13 protein-coding genes and 1 pseudogene are annotated in these 17,161 nt (G+C 39.6%); 11 read left to right on the top strand and 3 right to left on the bottom strand.

The annotated features are described in order from the left end of the window. Positions 1–245 precede the first annotated feature (245 nt). The 5 genes from trpS to HCN_RS01900 all read left to right on the top strand — a co-directional run bounded on the left by trpS (position 246) and on the right by HCN_RS01900 (position 7,011). Entirely contained in the window at positions 246–1,268 is a 1,023-nt protein-coding gene (gene trpS, locus HCN_RS01920; protein WP_014666391.1) for a tryptophan--tRNA ligase, read from the top strand. Between the two features lie 56 nt (positions 1,269–1,324). Beyond that, complete coding sequence (locus tag HCN_RS01915; protein ID WP_014666390.1) at positions 1,325–2,170, top strand: phosphatase PAP2 family protein; 846 nt, start codon at positions 1,325–1,327, stop codon at positions 2,168–2,170. Then, positions 2,167–4,758 carry a PEP/pyruvate-binding domain-containing protein gene (locus tag HCN_RS01910; protein ID WP_014667514.1) on the top strand — a complete coding sequence of 864 codons (2,592 nt, stop codon included), beginning with the start codon at positions 2,167–2,169 and terminating at the stop codon, positions 4,756–4,758. Before HCN_RS01915 ends, HCN_RS01910 begins: the two co-directional genes overlap by 4 nt. A 101-nt stretch (positions 4,759–4,859) precedes the next feature. After that, a complete protein-coding gene (gene glnA / locus HCN_RS01905; protein WP_014666389.1) occupies positions 4,860–6,299 on the top strand; it encodes a type I glutamate--ammonia ligase in 1,440 nt (479 codons plus the stop codon). 85 nt (positions 6,300–6,384) lie between these two features. Further along, complete coding sequence (locus tag HCN_RS01900; protein WP_014666388.1) at positions 6,385–7,011, top strand: class I SAM-dependent methyltransferase; 627 nt, start codon at positions 6,385–6,387, stop codon at positions 7,009–7,011. 220 nt (positions 7,012–7,231) lie between these two features. Here the strand turns inward: HCN_RS01900 and HCN_RS01895 are convergent, their stop codons facing one another. Then, the gene (locus HCN_RS01895) at positions 7,232–9,481 is read right to left on the bottom strand and encodes a heavy metal translocating P-type ATPase (protein WP_231900491.1); all 2,250 of its coding nucleotides are present in this window, start codon (positions 9,479–9,481) and stop codon (positions 7,232–7,234) included. Between the two features lie 422 nt (positions 9,482–9,903). Between HCN_RS01895 and ilvD the strand changes: the two genes are divergently transcribed. The 5 genes and pseudogenes from ilvD to HCN_RS01875 all read left to right on the top strand — a co-directional run bounded on the left by ilvD (position 9,904) and on the right by HCN_RS01875 (position 14,602). Then, positions 9,904–11,955, top strand: coding sequence for a dihydroxy-acid dehydratase (ilvD, locus tag HCN_RS01890; protein WP_014666386.1), 2,052 nt, complete (start codon positions 9,904–9,906; stop codon positions 11,953–11,955). A 55-nt stretch (positions 11,956–12,010) separates the two neighbouring features. Then, a complete protein-coding gene (locus tag HCN_RS01885) occupies positions 12,011–12,760 on the top strand; it encodes a BsaWI family type II restriction enzyme (RefSeq protein WP_002957137.1) in 750 nt (249 codons plus the stop codon). Further along, positions 12,757–13,977, top strand: coding sequence for a TRM11 family methyltransferase (locus tag HCN_RS01880; RefSeq protein ID WP_002957138.1), 1,221 nt, complete (start codon positions 12,757–12,759; stop codon positions 13,975–13,977). The genes HCN_RS01885 and HCN_RS01880 overlap by 4 nt, the downstream gene beginning before the upstream one ends. A gap of 11 nt (positions 13,978–13,988) precedes the next feature. Further along, a pseudogene (locus tag HCN_RS11185) lies at positions 13,989–14,106 on the top strand (class I SAM-dependent methyltransferase); the annotation flags it as partial. Positions 14,107–14,173: 67 nt separating this feature from the next. Beyond that, positions 14,174–14,602: a hypothetical protein gene (locus HCN_RS01875; RefSeq protein ID WP_014666385.1), complete on the top strand. Its 429-nt coding sequence runs from the start codon at positions 14,174–14,176 to the stop codon at positions 14,600–14,602. 28 nt (positions 14,603–14,630) lie between these two features. Here HCN_RS01875 and cysK read toward each other — a convergent pair whose 3' ends face one another. Next, positions 14,631–15,536, bottom strand: a complete 906-nt coding sequence (gene cysK, locus HCN_RS01870) for a cysteine synthase A (protein ID WP_002957140.1) — start codon at positions 15,534–15,536, stop codon at positions 14,631–14,633. Between the two features lie 228 nt (positions 15,537–15,764). Here cysK and HCN_RS01865 point away from each other — a divergent pair, with 228 nt between their 5' ends. After that, positions 15,765–16,964 (top strand): glycosyltransferase family protein, encoded by a 1,200-nt coding sequence (locus HCN_RS01865; RefSeq protein ID WP_002957141.1) that lies wholly within the window; start codon positions 15,765–15,767, stop codon positions 16,962–16,964. Here HCN_RS01865 and HCN_RS01860 read toward each other — a convergent pair. Next, positions 16,920–17,135 (bottom strand): hypothetical protein, encoded by a 216-nt coding sequence (locus HCN_RS01860; RefSeq protein ID WP_014666384.1) that lies wholly within the window; start codon positions 17,133–17,135, stop codon positions 16,920–16,922. The two genes, HCN_RS01865 and HCN_RS01860, sit on opposite strands and share 45 nt — an antisense overlap. Positions 17,136–17,161: the final 26 nt, after the last annotated feature.

Genomic DNA, 17,161 nt, shown 5'->3' with positions numbered 1-17,161 from the left:
TATCTCCTTCCATTGTTGGATTTTGTGTGGGGATTCTAGCACAGCAATGCTAAATAATCGTGTCATTTTGAAACATTTTAATTTTATATAAAGAAAAAAGGGGGAGATTCTACACATTTTCGTAAAGAAAAACTTTACCAAAATTTAGGCAGTTTTTTTGCTATAAACACAACTTTTCACGCTAAGATTTTAGGCTATAATACCGCCTTGATAATCTTTATCATCTCACAACATTAAGGAATCTTATGACTAACACAGCACAGAGAGAATCTCACACGATAGAATCTAAAAAACGCGTTTTTTCAGGCATTCAGCCCACCGGCAATATCCACCTTGGCAACTATCTAGGAGCAATCAAGCAATGGGTAAGCTCACAAAATGAGTATGAAAACATCTTTTGCATTGTCAATTCCCACGCCATTACCACGCGTCAAAACCCTGCCGAATTGAAACAAAAAACCTTTGAACTTGCTGGAATCCTACTTGCCTGCGGGATTGATACAAGCAAATCAAGCCTTTTTATCCAAAGTCAAATTGATGAGCACCCGGCATTAGCGTGGATTCTAGACTGCCATATTCCTATGGGCGATATGAGTCGTATGACGCAGTTTAAAGATAAATCAAACAAGAATTCAAAAAATATTAATGTCGGTTTGTTTAACTATCCAGCCCTTATGGCAGCAGATATTCTGCTCTATCAAGCTCACAATGTGCCTGTGGGCGAAGATCAAAAGCAGCACCTAGAGCTAACGCGTAATGTCGCTATCCGCTTTAACCGCGAGTATGGCGAGTGCTTTAGGATTCCAGAGCCTATAATCCCTAAAATTGGTGCTAGGATTATGGGGCTAGATGACCCACATTCTAAAATGAGTAAATCCGCCAAAGGCGAAAATCACGCGATTTTCCTGCTTGATAGCCCAGATATAATCACACGAAAAATCAAAAAAGCCATTACAGATTCACAAACTGAAATTGTCTTTGATGAAAGTCGCTCAGGGCTTTATAATCTTTTGTGCATTTATGAGATTTTCACGCAAAAAAGTCGCCACGATATAGAATCTGAATTTATAGGCAAGGGCTATGGACATCTTAAATCTGCCATTGCCGAAGTATTGGTAGAATCTTTGCGTCCTATTCAAGAAGCTTATGCCAAAATCAGCCAAGATAAAGCCTATATCCAAAGTGTGCTTGATAGCAGTGCGGATTCTATCCGCCCCATTGCCAAGGCTACTTATGATAAAGCCAAACAACTTGTCGGGCTAGTGTAATGGCAAAATCTATGAAATCTGTGAAATGCTTATCAAGCTTGTATTGAAGGAACAAAATGTCAAAACTCGCTCAACCCAAAAGAATGCTACTCCACGAATATTTATGGTTTATCCTACTTGGCATTATCGCTACAAGGCTTGTGTATTCTAGCCACACAGGCACAAGCCTGTCTTTTATACTTGCCCTTATACTTCTTGTGCTGCTCAACACACGCATAACAGCCTTTATCGTGCGGTTTGGATTCTATATCGTGCTAATGAATGTGCTATTTATAAGTTTAAGGGATATTTCGCCACTTATCAATCCACAAGGCAAGGTAGATTCTTTGCTCTATGGGCTTGATACTTGGCTTTGTGGAGAGTATCTAGGCAAACTCTTTTCCTACTCGCACTCTAGCCTTTCACTTTTACTTGATGATTTTTTTAGCTTTTTTTATTTGCTTTTTTTGTTTGAATTGCTGTATTTTTTTATCTATTATCTGCTCTATAAGCCTTCAGCAAGGTTTTTCATAGGCATTATGAGTGTATATGCCATTGGCTTTTTGGGTTATATTTTTCTCCCTGCTATCGGTCCTTATGCCTTTTTACAAGATGAGCTTACTGCCCCGCAAGGCTATTTTTTCTACCCGCTCCTTGCGGAGCATTACACGCTAGGCAGTAACTTAACTGATGTCTTTCCAAGTCTGCATTGTGGAATCTCGCTTTTTATCCTGCTGTATAATTTTGCCTTTTCACGCACACAGTTTAAAATCTGGCTCCTGCCAAGCGTGTTTTTATGGATTTCTACCATTTATTTGCATTATCATTATGTGATTGACTGCCTTGCGGGATTTGCCCTAGCTATCATCTGCATTTTGCCTTTCTATCTTAGCACACATCTCAACACAAGGGGGAGAAAATGAATCTTTTACATTTTAGCGACAAGGAGGCTTTAAAGCTTTCACTAAGTGGAGGCAAAGGGGCAAGTCTAGCCAAAGTCTTTCAAGTGGGATTTGCTGTGCCACAGGGCTTTATCATCACTACTAAAGCTTATGAAGCCTTTTTATCAAACGCCAATGAAATTCCATCTTTTCCAAGCGATGACTTAGCCCTTTTAGAATCTAAAGCCACGCAATACAAAGAGCATTTACTCACTCTTCCCCTGCCGCCCTCTTGTCTCAAAGAGCTAGAATCTGCCCTAACTCACTTTAGCCCACAACAAGCCTTTAGTGTTCGCTCTTCTTCCACACTTGAAGATTTAAATGCCGGAGCATTTGCTGGAGCACACGATACATTTTTAAACTGCGTTGGACTAGAGATGATTGAGCAAAAAATCAAAGAATGCTTTGTCTCGCTCTGGCATACCCGTGCTATTGCATATCGTTGTGAGCTTGGATTTTCCCACAAAGACGCATTAATGGCGGTAGTGGTGCAAACAATGGTGTCAAGCCAAAAATCAGGCGTGAGCTTCTCTATAAACCCCATTACTTGCAACCTTAATGAAGTGCTGATTAACGCCAATTATGGCTTAGGGGAAAGTGTCGTAGGCGGGGAGTTTGATGTTGATGAATATCGCTTTAACACCTTAGAGCAGAAAATAGAATCTAGCCATATCGCTCATAAAACCAAAGGCATTTTTCCCACACACTGCACACAAGATTGCATTGCTCCACAGGATAAAGCTTCACCCCAAAGCCCACAGGATTTAAAAGATTCACAAGATTCTACGCAAGGCACAATGGAATGTCATATAGATTCTGCCTTTGCTGATATAGCAGTGCTAAGTGAAAAAGAAATTACGCAAGTTGCTTCACTAAACCTTGCCTTACAGCGATTTTATGGCTTTCCACAAGATATAGAATGGGCGATTGTAGATGACAATCTCTACCTTTTGCAATCTCGCCCCATTACGACTATCCCGCCGCGTTGGAGCAGAGATGAGTCTGCGGAGCGATACCCAAAGGCACTAAACCCTTTCACTTGGGACTATGTAGATAGGGCGTTTCACATCTCGCTTGATTATTCCTTTAAGCTTTTAGGACTGCCGCCTATGCAGGGCAAGTGGTTTACTATGTTTGATAACTACATCTATGGCAATCAAAATGCGATCAATCTGTATATGGGGCAGAATACACTGCCCTTTACTGGTTTAGATTCACTCATACAAGCCCTGCCCTCACTCACAAATAAGCTAGAATCTATAAAAACCCTGCCAAAGCTATGGCATCGTGATTTAGCCACATATCTCCAAGAGCTAGGAGCGTTAAAAGCACAGGATTTAAGCAATGCAAACTTACAAGAAGTATGGGAGTTTATAGGGCAAATCGTGCGAGTTGGCACAGAGTATTTTAAGCCAAATATCGCTATTTCCATTACTCAAGCTATGCTCTATAAGATTCTATTTGCCCTGCTTAAGCTTATTGATAGCACAAATGCCCAAAGCCTTTTTACACTGCTTACCACCACGGATAACACCAAAACAAGCCTTGTGAATGATGAGCTTTTCAAACTCGCTTGTATGATAAAAAATAATCAAAGCTTGTATGATTTGCTCCATAGCACAGATTCTAAAAGCATTATAGAGCAGAATCTATTGCGGGATTTTGGGGCATTTTCTCAAAGCTTACAAACATTTTTACACAATCACGGACATCGCGAAGTGGAGTTTGACGCCTACATTCCCACTTGGGGTGAAGCCATAGATGTCGTGCTTGATACACTTAAACTTCTTAGCACTTCACCCCAACCCAAAGCAAGTGATATTGTGGCAAAAAAATATCAAGCTAAAAAGCAGATTCTATCCCTTGTGGGAAGCCAAAGTGTGGAGCTTGAGCTGTTTTTGCATGAGTTTTTAGAGCTTGTTGAAACTTATACGATTTTAGATGATGAAGAGCATTATCAAACAACGCGACTTACCCCTATTGTGCGTAAAGGCGTGTATGTCTTAGGTGAGCGACTTAAGGCTTTAGATATTGTGAGTGAAAATTTTGATGTATTTTTTGCTAATATCGCCTCGCTAGAATCCTTTGTCAAGGGCGAAATCTCACAAGAACAACTCAAAAGCCACATCACTCAAAATAAACAAACCTATTTAGAAAATGCCGCTAAAACGCCAAAATGGGAGCTAGATTCCACACAAGATTGCTTAGATTCTACTGCGGATAACTGCTCACATATAGAATCTAGCGATATTCTGCAAGGCATCCCAGCAAGTGCGGGGATAGTGGAGGGGGAGGTGTTTATCGTGCGTGGGAGCGAAGACTTTGGCAAGTTTATCCCACAGAGCATTCTTATAGCCCAAAGCACAAATCCCGCTTGGACATCACTTTTTTACAATGCCAAAGCAGTGGTAACCCAAAGTGGTGGCGCACTCTCGCACGGAGCGGTTACCGCTAGAGAGATGAAAATCCCCGCCGTTATGGCTGTGCCAAATGTAATGCAGATTCTCAAAAATGGCGATAGAATCCGCGTGAATGGTAATAATGGCAAGGTGGAGATTCTAATCCGCTAGAGAGATTTTCACAAGCATACAAAGCAAGAATCTAGAAAGTAGCACAAAGTCATTTTACTTACTTGTGCTATAATCCGCACATTTTGATAAAGGGAGCAAAAATGAGTAGAGTAAGCGTAGATAAGACAAAAGTGGCGGAGTTTTTTAGATTCTGCGATGAAAATGAAGTGGAGTTTATAGACTTTAGGTTTAGCGATATTAAGGGCGTGTGGCATCACGTGAGCTTTTCACGAAATGCGATTGATGAAGGAAGCTTTGAAGGTGTGCCTTTTGATGGTAGCTCAATCCCTGCGTGGCAGAGTGTGGATAAATCGGATATGATTCTTATACCCGATCCGGTGCGATATTTTATCGATCCTTTTACTGCGGATACAACGGTGGTGGTGTTTTGCGATATTTGGGACATTTATAAAAATGAGCCGTATGAAAAATGCCCTAGAAGCATTGTAAAAAGGGCGATGAAATTTTTACAAGAGAGTGGAATCGGCGATGTGGCGTATTATGGACCAGAGAATGAGTTTTTCGTCTTTGATTCTATTAAGATAAAAGATGCGGTGAATTGCCAATACTATGAGATAGATTCTGAAGAGGGCGAGTGGAATCGTGCTAGAGAGTTTGAAGGTGGTGTGAATATGGGACATCGCCCCGGGACTAAGGGTGGCTACTTTCCCGTAGCTCCTGTTGATACGATGGTGGATTTGCGTGCAGAAATGGTAAAGGTGCTAAATCAAGTGGGGCTAGAAACCTTTGTCGTGCATCACGAAGTGGCACAGGGGCAAGGGGAGATTGGCGTAAAATTTGGTGATATGTTAGAAGCGGCTGATAATGTGCAAAAGCTTAAATATGTTGTCAAAATGGTAGCACATTTAAATGGCAAAACTGCAACCTTTATGCCAAAACCTTTGTATGGCGATAATGGCAGCGGAATGCACGTGCATATCAGCATTTGGAAAGATGGCAAAAATCTCTTTGCTGGAGATTCTTATCAAGGTTTAAGTGATATGGCATTGCATTTTCTAGGCGGTGTGCTTAAACACGCAAGGGCGTTAGCTGCTTTTACAAATCCTAGCACAAACTCATACAAACGCCTAATCCCGGGCTTTGAAGCACCTAGCATTTTGACTTATTCTGCACAAAATCGCTCTGCAAGTATTAGAATCCCTTACAACAGCGGTGAGAAAGCTAAAAGAATGGAGTTTAGATTCCCTGATAGCTCGGCAAATCCTTATCTTGCCTTTGCAAGTTTGCTGCTCGCAGGGATTGATGGGATTAAAAATAAAATTGAACCCGGTGAGCCAATGGAGATAAATCTTTTTGAACTAACATTAGATGAGATTAGAGAAAAAGGCATTAAGCAGTTACCTCACACACTTCGCCACGCCATTGAAGAAATGCTTGTTGATAGAGCATATCTCAAGGAGGGCGGCGTATTTAGCGAAGAGTTTATCCAAACCTACAAAGCTTATAAATTTGAAACTGAAATCTGGCCTTGGGAAGCCCGCCCCCACCCATTTGAGTTTTTAACGACTTATAGTTGTTAGAATCTTACACTAGAAAACAATTACCTTTGTGTTATAATCCACCAAGCAACTTTATGTTGCAAAATTTAAACACAAGGAGTTTTCTATGAGTATAATTAGGAACATACTCAATTTTGTTAAGGATATATATCGCTACATATATTTTCCTTATGCTTTTATTGCGTTTCGTGGTGTGTATGATGGCTTTAAATCTGCCACAAAAGCTATACCAAAACATAGCAAAAAAAGGGGCTTAGGCTACAATGATGTAAAATCTCAAGGTACTCAAGCATTTATCAAGTTCTACTCAAAACCTACACCTATGGTGGATACAGAATATCCCGTATTCTTTTGGCTTGATAGAATTATCTCTTCACAAATCAAAAATGGTATCACACCTAATATATGCGACTTTGGTGGCGGGGAAGGACGGCATTATTTTGCCTATGTAAGCCACACTCATCACAAGCCACTATGGCGTGTATGTGAGCTAGAGCACAATGTTAAGCTTGGCAGAGCCATTACAGCAGAGCTAGGAGCTAAGAATCTACACTTTATATCAAAGCTAGATGAAAAGATTATGTCTCTAACCCCACAAGAGCAAAATTGCAATATTTTTCTTTCATCAGGTGCATTATTCTATCTGGAAAATGTTTATACAACATTAAGAGAATATTTAACGGGGGGGGGGGATAGAACATATACTACTCACACGCCTACCCTTACAAGATAAAACCCCAACCTATGTAACACTTCAAAACGCACTCAATCAATTCTACACACCACTTTATATTTTTAATCGTGATGAATTTATCGGATTCTTCAACGATCTGGGCTATGAATTATATGATGAGTGGAAAGACCCATTTGATGGCTCAAACATACCTTTTCACAGAGATATATCCGCTTTGTGCTGGAGCGGACTATATTTTAGACGCAAACAGCAGTAAGAGTTAGTTTCTCTTATTTATATCTATGGGGCGTTTAGCATTCAGCAAGGCTAGAAGTGCTACGCCCACATCGCCAAAGACAGCTAGCCACATATTCGCCACACCCACAACCCCTAGCACAATCAAAAAAAGCTTACTCACAAGGGCAAAGCTGATATTCTGCCAAGTAATTTTGCGTGTGTGTTGAGCGATTTTCAAAGCACTCACCAAGCTCTGCAAGGAATTTTGCTGCAAAATAATATCCGCACTCTCTTTGCTTATATCATTCCCACCCTCGCCCGTGTTAATACTCACGCCCACATCGCTCCGCCTTAGCACGATAGAATCATTTATCCCATCGCCTACAAAGGCAGTTTTTCCACTCCAACACCCCATAAGCTCCACGAGCTTTTGTGCTTTTTCCTGTGGCAAAAGATTCCCATACGCATAGGGAATATTAAGCTCCTTTGCCACTCTATCCACCTGCATTTGACTATCCCCGCTCAAAATCGCAAAATGCTCCACACCATATCGCCTAAGGGCTTGTATAGATTCCACACTATCATTTTTAAGCCTATCGCCAACGCTTATATACCCCACATACACGCCATTATACGCGATATGCACCATTGTAAGCCCTATGTCTTGCGGAGTAAATTGAATACCCTTTTCTTTCATTAGCCTTTCATTCCCAGCTAGAATCTCCCCCTTTTCACAACGCACAATCACACCCCTCCCGCTTAACTCTTCATAAGATTCTATACGCCACGCATTGTTTTGTGTTTGAGCAAGTTTTACAATACTTTGAGCGATGGGGTGAGTGGATTGACTTTCCGCACATACAGCCAAAGAGATAAGAAAATCCTTATCATACTCCCCATTTGGCACAACTTCTAATACCTCAAAATTCCCCAAAGTCAAAGTCCCCGTCTTATCAAAAATCATATTTTTCACTTGCGATAAAGATTCTAAATGGATTGAGCCTTTAAACAAAACGCCTAGCTTACTTGCATAACCAATAGAGGCAAAATACCCCAAAGGCACGGCGATGACTAACGCACACGGACAACTTATCATCAGCACCACCAACGCACGATAGATCCACTCGTGCCATAAGGTAGAATCACCCCCAAGCACAAGCGGAGGCACAAAAGCAATCAGCAAGGCTAAGGCAAAGATAATGGGCGTGTAGATTCTAGCAAAGCTTGTAATGGCTTTTTGCGTTTTTGCCTTATTGGCACTTGCTTCTTGTGTGAGTTTAGCAATCTTAGCAATGTGAGAATCTTCAAACACCCTTTCCACACGCACTTCTAAAACCGCACTTGTATTTATCGCCCCGGCAATGACATTTTGCCCAGAATCCACGCTAATTGGCACACTCTCGCCATTAATTGAACGCATATCAAGGTAGCTTTTCCCCTGCAACACCACACCATCAGTTGGTATCTTTTCCCCCACTCTCACCACTATACAATCCCCCACTTTTAGCTCACTTGGGTGTAAATCGGTTAAAATCTCGCCATTTTCCGCATTTATTGTTTTTTTATGTGCGATTGTGGGAATGACTTGCAAAAGGGCTTTTATAGAATCTTTAGACTTCTGCACTGCCCTTGATTCTAAAAATTCTCCTAAGCGAAAGAACAGCATAACCGCCACCGCTTCACTTATCTCGCCTAAGCAAAATGCCGCAATCGTGGCAAAAAGCATAAGAAAATTTTCATCAAAAATGACTTTGTTTTTAAGATTACTCAGCGTATTTAAAAAAATAGGCTTACCAGCGGTGAGATATAAAAGAGCTAAAACTCCATATACATAGGGGGCATTCTGCTCCCCAAAAGTTGTCAAGTGCAACGCCCCCATACATAAGCCAAAAATCCCTATAAGTGTGAGAATAAATGCAGATTCTAAAAATATAAAGCCCCTTTGTGCTTGTGGCGTTTGCGTGGAAATTACAAATGTAGAATCTTGGGGCGAAGTGAGCCTAGCCTGTGGCTCAATGGTGTGAATTGTAGATATAGCAAGATTTAAATCACTTGTTGAGAGATAGAGTGTGTTGGTGCTAAAATCAACATTTGCTTTACTCACTTGTGGCAGGGCGTTTAGGGAATCTTCTATGCGTGAAGCACAGCTTGGGCAATCAAGCCCAGAGATTGAAAGCGTATAGTCTTTATATGTAGGGTTTGCTAAAGTGCTATCCTGTGTTAAATATTCATCATCTGCTAAAAATGCTTGAGTCTGTCCTGTGTGCTGTGTCATTTTTATTTGTCTATCCATTTGATCCATTTGCAATGCCTTTTTTATTCATATCGTGGTATCAATTTTTAGGCATTATTCCACATATTTGTAAATATACATATAGGGGGTATATGTATTTAGATTCAATCAAACCGCTTTAAATAATTACAGAATCCATACAATCAAGCAAAGCAAAATGATTTACACCCATTCACAATGCACTATCCTACCCTTTATTCTTTTGTTCTGTCAGCTCATTAGTTTCATTACTACTAAGCTCACAACTTCAGCATAAAGATTTACAAACAAACATAGAAACAATATTATCTTCATTGACTTGCTCCTAAAAATGCGTCTTTGTGCTATTTGCATCAACAAATTCGCATTATCCATTTTCACAGAATCAGCAAAAAATCACGCTTTAATGCTACAATGTCGCAGAGATTAATTAAGGAGATTCTATGCGAAGTGATATTGTAAAAAAGGGACATAATCGCGCCCCACACAGAAGTTTGCTAAGGGCTACGGGGCTAAAAGATGAAGATTTTAATAAGCCCTTTATCGGCGTAGCAAATAGCTATATTGACATCATTCCGGGACATTTTTTCCTAAACAAATACGCTGAAATTGTAAAAGATGAGATACGCAAGGCTGGTGGTGTGCCTTTTGAGTTTAACACTATCGGCGTAGATGATGGTATCGCTATGGGACATAGCGGTATGCTCTATTCCCTGCCTAGCCGAGAGCTGATTGCTGATTGCATAGAATCTGTGATGAACGCCCACGCATTAGATGCGATGATTTGCCTGCCAAACTGCGATAAAATCGTGCCCGGAATGCTTATGGGAGCGTTGCGTGTGAATGTGCCCACAATCTTTGTGAGTGGCGGTCCTATGAAAGCGGGTCGTTTGGAAGATGGCACAATACTCGATTTAAACTCAGCATTTGAAGCAGTAGGTGCGTATGAAAGCGGCAAGATTAGCGAAAAAAGACTGTACGAGATAGAGTGTCAAGCCTGTCCTAGCGGAGGGAGTTGTAGTGGAATGTTTACGGCAAACTCTATGAATACACTCTGTGAAGCTATGGGCGTGGCATTACCGGGCAATGGCACGATTCCGGCTTTAACGCCAGAAAGGGAAGAGTTGCTAAGGCAGGGGGCTAGACGCATTGTAGAGATTGCCCTAGATTCTAGCCTAAGTGAAAAATTTAGATTCCGCAATATTTTAAATGCAAAAGCCGTGCATAATGCCTTTGTCGTGGATATGGCAATGGGCGGAAGCACGAATACGATTTTGCATATGTTAGCCATCGCCAAGGAAGCGGAAGTGGATTTCAACCTAGAATCTATCAATAATATTGCCACAAATGTTGCCCATATTGCCAAAATCGCCCCGGCGTTAAGTAGTGTGCATATGGAAGACATTAACCGAGCGGGGGGGGTGTCGGCAGTGATGAATGAAATCTCTAAGCGTGGCAATTCGTCTTTGGGTATGCAATGCGACAAGGTTGAGAATTTTGTGAAAGGCACGGACGCCAAGTCCGCTAACCTTCCCCAAAATTCTCAAAACTTGCACAGCCACACCGCAAATACTAGAATTGTGGATTCTAAAAACCCAGAATCTCAAGTAGATTTAGCAACGCTCAAAGTGGCAAAGCACAACTTTGCCACAAATATAATCAATGAAAGTGCGAAGCACAACCTTGAAAGCGTCGTAGGGGTGGGGGATACACAAGGGAGAGGGAGCGACTTCTCGTGCAGCGAAGCAAACCCACACTTGCAAATTCAAGCCCCTCCCCCTTGTGAAAAAGAAAGTAAAGATTCTAGTTTTGTAAATTCTATTTTACATTTAGACGCTCTTACAATCACAGGCGAAACTTTGGGAGAGAGAATAGCAAACGCAAATATCACAGACCCCGAAATTATCCGCCATAATGACAATGCCTACTCACAAGTTGGCGGATTAAAAATCCTTTTTGGCAATTTGTGCAAACAAGGGGCGGTGCTAAAAGTCGCAGCAGTAGCAGAATCTATGAAAGAATTTAGCGGCAAGGCAATTTGCTTTAACTCCCAAGATGAAGCGATTAAGGGCATCGCAGGGGGCAAGGTAAAGGCTGGAAGCGTGGTAGTTATCCGCTATGAAGGACCAAAGGGGGGACCGGGAATGCAAGAGATGTTAAGCCCTACAAGTCTTATTATGGGAATGGGCTTAGGCGAAAGCGTGGCACTCATAACCGATGGGCGATTTAGTGGGGCGACAAGGGGGGCTTGTATCGGGCATATAAGCCCGGAGGCTGCTGAAGGGGGGCTTATCGCACTGATTGAAGATGGTGATGAAATAGAGATTTCTGTCTCGCGTGGGAGCTTGGAGCTAAAGGTAGATTCTAAGATTCTAGAATCTAGAAAGGCAAAATGGAAACCAATTAAAAAAGAGATAACAAGCAAATGGCTCAAACGCTACTCGCTACTTGTAAGCAACGCCGCAAATGGCGCGGTTTTAAAGACGGAGTTGTAAAAGGGTAAAATACGAGAAATGGGTAGCAAAAGCTTAAAGTAACAAAGGAATAAAAATGCTAAATAACATTGAAATAAAAACATTGCAAGAGATAGAAAACAAATACTATATGCAGCCTATGCTTGAATCCATAATAAAAGATTTAAAAAATAATAAGCTTAATTTACAGGAAGTTTTTAACAATCTCTATGGATATTTGCTAAATTCTAAAGATGCAGTTGAAAGATTGCTGAAAGAACGAGTTGATAGAAATGAGATTAAAGATATAAGTCAAGCAAGAAAGAGCATAGCAGGAAGTGCTTTTTCAAACCTTATTATTTGGGTATTTTTAAAAAATAAAGAAAGCAAAAATATTGATAAAGATATTTTTATCACCAATAAAATATCACAAATCCCACATTTTAAAGACTTGTTTTATATAAAAGTGGGCGAAGAAACGCAAAAACCAGATGTAGATTTAGTAATTTATCGACTAGATTCTAAACAAAATTTAGCAAGTTGCCTTATCTTATCTCTTAAAACTTCTCTAAGAGAAAGGGCTGGTCAAACATACAAATGGAAGCTTCTAATGGAAATTGCCAATACAGAATCTAGCATTAAAGAAAAATACAATATTAGCTATAACCCACCTATTCAACCTTTAGTATGTTTTGCTACCGTTAATTTTTATAATGAAATCAATAATCCGCAACATAGGGGTATGTTTAAATTTTTTGATTGCGCTTTTATAGGGAAAAATATACAAACAGGGGATTTTATTAAACCTTTAAGCTATATGCTTGATTATATAAGGGAGCAATTATGACCCTAGCAATACAAGAATCCATAAAAACTATATATAATCCAAAATATGATTTTTTAGGGCAAAGCTATGCGTCAATGTATCCTAATTTACACAAATATCCAGCGACTATGCTCCCACAAATTGGCTATGAATTATTAAAAGAGTTTAAGGCAAAGAAAACAGCTCTTTTAGACCCATATTGTGGAAGTGGTAGTAGTTTTATAAGTGGTTTAGAGTATGGTATAAAGCATTTTGTGGGCTTTGATTTAAATCCTTTAGCAATCCTTATATCAAAAGCTAAACTTAACTATATAGAAAGAGAGAGTCTCTTAAGAGAAAAGGCTAAGTTACTTGAAAATATGGTAAAAATTATAGAAGTTAAGAAAGCTAATATTACAAATATTGATTTTTGGATAGAGAAACAAGCACAGGTGGATTTAGCCCTTATTTTTCATCATTTAAACAATACTAAAGAATGGAATATAAAAAACTTATTTTTACTTGCTTTTAGTGAAACTTTAAGAGAAGCAAGCTATACAAGAAATAATGAATTTAAACTTTTTAGAATGAAAGATTATGAAAATTACAAGCCAAACACGCATAAAATCTTTAAAGAAAAGCTGGATTCTCTTATTGATGATTATTTATCTTTTTATCAACATAAAATAAAAAATATTACGCATAATATTACAAACTCAAGTTTTACAAATACCACTGAAAAGTTTGACACCATTCTCACTAGCCCACCTTATGGCGATTCTAAAACGACAGTGGCTTATGGACAATTTAGCACTTTTATCAATGAGTATTTAGGGGTTAAAAATGCAAGGAAACTTGACTCGCAGCTTTTAGGCGGCAAAAAGTCAAAAGAGCTTTATAACAGGGGAATAATGCAAGAATATATAAAAGAAATTGCTAAAATTGATAGCAAAAGAGCTTTAGAAGTTTCAAGCTTTTATGTAGATTTGGAACGAAGCATTTTAAAGTTGATAAATGTTTTGAATGTCGGGGCTAAAACTTTTTTTGTAGTAGGTAATCGTCAAGTTAAAAAGATACAACTTCCAACCGATAAGTTTATCGCCGAAGTTTTTTGCAATAATGGCTTTAAGCATTTGACTACCATAAGACGCAAGATTTCTAACAAAGCTATGCCACTTAAAAATTCCCCCACAAATAAGATTGGAATCTTATCTAACACAATGAATGAAGAATGGATAGTGGTGTGTGAGAAAACTTAACAATTCTACAAAAGCCAAATAGCATAGATTGGCAGGAGCTTGGATTTGTGTGATGGGCGATTTCTCTTCTCGCAAAGAAGCTTAGAAAACGCAATGTTAGATTCTAGTTTTAATGCTTTAACCCTCTAAGTGTATAGGCTCTATTATGAAAAATTTGTGCTAGAATCCACTACGCCCAAACAAAAAAGGCTCTATGATGAAAAAATATGCACTGCTTTATGGCATTATTGGCGCATTGCTTTGGCTCTTTGTATTGGTGTATCTGCTGATAGGCTTTAAAGACTTAGCAAAAGATTTACACAAAGCCGCCATAGAGACGCACTCAAGCCTAGCCCCTTTTTACAAAGCTGTAAAACAATGTATAGATAAGCACAATACCTATCCTAAAGAACTCCTGCAACTTGGCAAAGAAGAAAGCCTAAAAGTTAGCTTTATACTCAAAGCTAATACTTGCGAGATTCAATCTCTCGCATTTGATAAGCCCAAAAGCGAGTTTGCCCCACATATCACAAGAGTGCTTCACAAAGCTAAAGCCTGTATAAAAGCACAATGCCAAAAACACAACTTGCAAGAAGACACGCAATATACTATTCCATTTTTCTATCGCGTAATACCCGATGAGTAAAGCCTAGCTCATCTCTACTACACAAACTCTAAAGCGTATTAAACAAATCCGTTGAGAGATACCGCTCGGCTGTGTCATTGAGCATTGTTAGCACTTTTTTGTTTGGATTTTCTAAGGCGATTTTTCTAGCCATAGCCACATTTGCCCCACTTGAGATTCCAACCATAACGCCAACTCTGCCCAGCTCTTGAGCCGTTTGTATCGCCACTTCATTTTCCACACATACAATAGAATCTATAACATCACGATTAAGAATGCTAGGGATAAAATTCGCCCCAATGCCCTGAATCTTATGCGCTCCAGCTTGTCCTTGACTTAATAGCGGTGAGGCAGAAGGCTCAACACCAATAATTTGAATATGTGGAATCTTCTCTTTTAGCACCTCTCCTACACCACTTATAGTCCCACCTGTGCCAAAGCCTGCAACAAAATAGTCCAACTCCCCTTCAAAACTCTCATAAATCTCCAAAGCCGTAGTGCGTTTGTGCATTTGCTTATTATCAAGATTATCAAACTGGCTTGGCATAAAGACATTAGGCGTAGAATCTAAAATCTCTTTAGCCTTATCTAACGCCCCTTTCATACCTTCACTTGCTGGAGTTAGCACGAGATTTGCCCCAAAAAAGCTTATCATTTTTCGTCGCTCTACACTCATAGATTCAGGCATAGTGATAGTGATTTTAAGCCCAAAACTTGCACAAATCATCGCAAGGGAAATCCCCATATTCCCGCTTGTGCATTCTACAATCATCGTGTCTTTATTGATTTTGCCCTGTTTCATTGCCTCATCTATCATCGCATACGCAGGGCGGTCCTTGACAGAATGGCTAGGGTTTAAAAACTCACATTTGCCATAAAGATTTGGGGCAAACTCCTTTAGATTCAAAATGGGCGTATTGCCGATAATATCAGTGATTGAGTGAGCGATTTTCATCGTAGAATCCTTTGTGTAAATAAATATCGAAAAAAGAAAAAATAGCACAACAAAATGAAAAAGTCAAGTTTTCTTTATACAAACCCACTTGCCATTTACCTTATTTGCCATTTACCACATCCGACACTTATTGAAAGATTTTGTATTTTGAATATTTTAAAATGAGTTTATAAAGGAATGGAATAAAAAAGGCTTGTGAGATTCTATTTACACACAAAGGAATAAGACTTGAATCTTAATATCACTCTGCTTTGCGATCATAATATCAATACCAAGCCCCGCTCAAGTCGGCTTTTAGAACTCTTAGGCAAAATACAGAAAACTTCACACCACACATTACACCTAAATGTCATTTCAAAAGACTGCCAAAGCCTTGCAATTGTGGATTCTATACAAGCCACACTTTTTAGCTTCCCACTAGATAAAAATAGCAAACAACGCACAAAGCAGGAAAATGACGCTATCTTAAAGCTTTGTCAAAAAGGGGATTTTATGCCCCTTATTTTCACGCCAAACCGCAAACCTATCGCTAAGATTCTTAGCTCCCTGCCCCTGCAGAATCTGCTTATTGTAGAAGACATTACACTTCTGCCCTTTGCGTGTGAATATAAAGACCATAATCCGCAGTGCAAGATTCTCATTGATTTGCGTGAATTTTACCCGCTTGAGTATGAAAATGATACGCAATGGCTTCAAGGGCTTGGGCGATTTTTTAGCTTTTTATGTGAATCGTATTTGAGCGAAGTAGATTTTGCTTTTAGCGTGAGTGATGGGCTATGTGAGCGGTATAAAAAAGATTTTCATATCCCTTGTAAAACTTTTTTATCCCTGCCGCCTTTTTATGATGTTTCACCCCGCCCTACGCAAGAAAAGATAAAGATTCTCTATCACGGCTTTATAAGCCCCGATAGGAGCAGTATGGAGCTTTTGGATTTAGCTAGACTTTTAGAGCAAACACCCTTTAGCCTTCACATAATGGCTTTAAGCAATCAAAAAGGTTTTTTAGAATCTTTTAGCCAACAAGCTAAAAGTATCACATCTCTGCAGATTCTGCAACCTGTGGCGATGAAGGAGATTATCCCAACAAGCCTTGAATACGACATAGGACTTATTCCTTTTAAGCCAACAACCTTTAATCTCGCCCATTGTATGCCAAATAAACTTTTTGAATATCTCCAAGCTAGACTTGCTATCCTTAGCACACCTTTGCAGGATATGAGCCATTTTCTTAGCACTCATCAATGCGGGATTATCACTAATGGCTTTGAATCTAGCGATATTTTTTTAGCCCTAACAAAACACACAAAAGATGATATTGATAGGCTCAAACACAACGCCCACCTTGTGGCACAAAAGTGGCATTTGGATATGAATTTAAAAATTTTAAAGAATGTGCTGAGCGATGTATTGAGAATCAAAATAGAGTGAAAGGCTAAAGCCTGTAATACCATTAATCACAAGCAGGGCAAAAAATGGCGGACGATAGGAAGAACGCATAATAAAAAATAGGCTTAAAGGAAACAGCACCACTCCTAAGCCAAAAAGCACCCAGCCCACAAGCCCAAAGCCAAGCCCTAATAAAAATTGTGTATCTTTCATTTTCTTGCGGTAATCCTTCATTATCC

The sequence above is a fragment of the Helicobacter cinaedi PAGU611 genome (assembly GCF_000284635.1).
In the GTDB taxonomy this organism is placed as follows: Bacteria; Campylobacterota; Campylobacteria; order Campylobacterales; family Helicobacteraceae; genus Helicobacter_C; species Helicobacter_C cinaedi.
Note: the sequence above shows the minus strand (reverse complement) of the source record. Positions and strands in the feature narration are given on the sequence as shown.

Excerpts from the sequence above, each read along its gene's own strand:
- cysK (WP_002957140.1), bottom strand. The coding sequence starts at position 15,536 with ATGAAAATCGCTCACTCAATCACTGATATTATCGGCAATACGCCCATT.
- HCN_RS01875 (WP_014666385.1), top strand. The coding sequence starts at position 14,174 with ATGAAAAAATATGCACTGCTTTATGGCATTATTGGCGCATTGCTTTGG.
- glnA (WP_014666389.1), top strand. The coding sequence starts at position 4,860 with ATGAGTAGAGTAAGCGTAGATAAGACAAAAGTGGCGGAGTTTTTTAGA.
- HCN_RS01880 (WP_002957138.1), top strand. The coding sequence starts at position 12,757 with ATGACCCTAGCAATACAAGAATCCATAAAAACTATATATAATCCAAAA.
- HCN_RS01910 (WP_014667514.1), top strand. The coding sequence starts at position 2,167 with ATGAATCTTTTACATTTTAGCGACAAGGAGGCTTTAAAGCTTTCACTA.
- HCN_RS01895 (WP_231900491.1), bottom strand. The coding sequence starts at position 9,481 with ATGGATAGACAAATAAAAATGACACAGCACACAGGACAGACTCAAGCA.
- HCN_RS01915 (WP_014666390.1), top strand. The coding sequence starts at position 1,325 with ATGTCAAAACTCGCTCAACCCAAAAGAATGCTACTCCACGAATATTTA.
- ilvD (WP_014666386.1), top strand. The coding sequence starts at position 9,904 with ATGCGAAGTGATATTGTAAAAAAGGGACATAATCGCGCCCCACACAGA.
- HCN_RS01860 (WP_014666384.1), bottom strand. The coding sequence starts at position 17,135 with ATGAAAGATACACAATTTTTATTAGGGCTTGGCTTTGGGCTTGTGGGC.
- HCN_RS01885 (WP_002957137.1), top strand. The coding sequence starts at position 12,011 with ATGCTAAATAACATTGAAATAAAAACATTGCAAGAGATAGAAAACAAA.
- HCN_RS01900 (WP_014666388.1), top strand. The coding sequence starts at position 6,385 with ATGAGTATAATTAGGAACATACTCAATTTTGTTAAGGATATATATCGC.
- trpS (WP_014666391.1), top strand. The coding sequence starts at position 246 with ATGACTAACACAGCACAGAGAGAATCTCACACGATAGAATCTAAAAAA.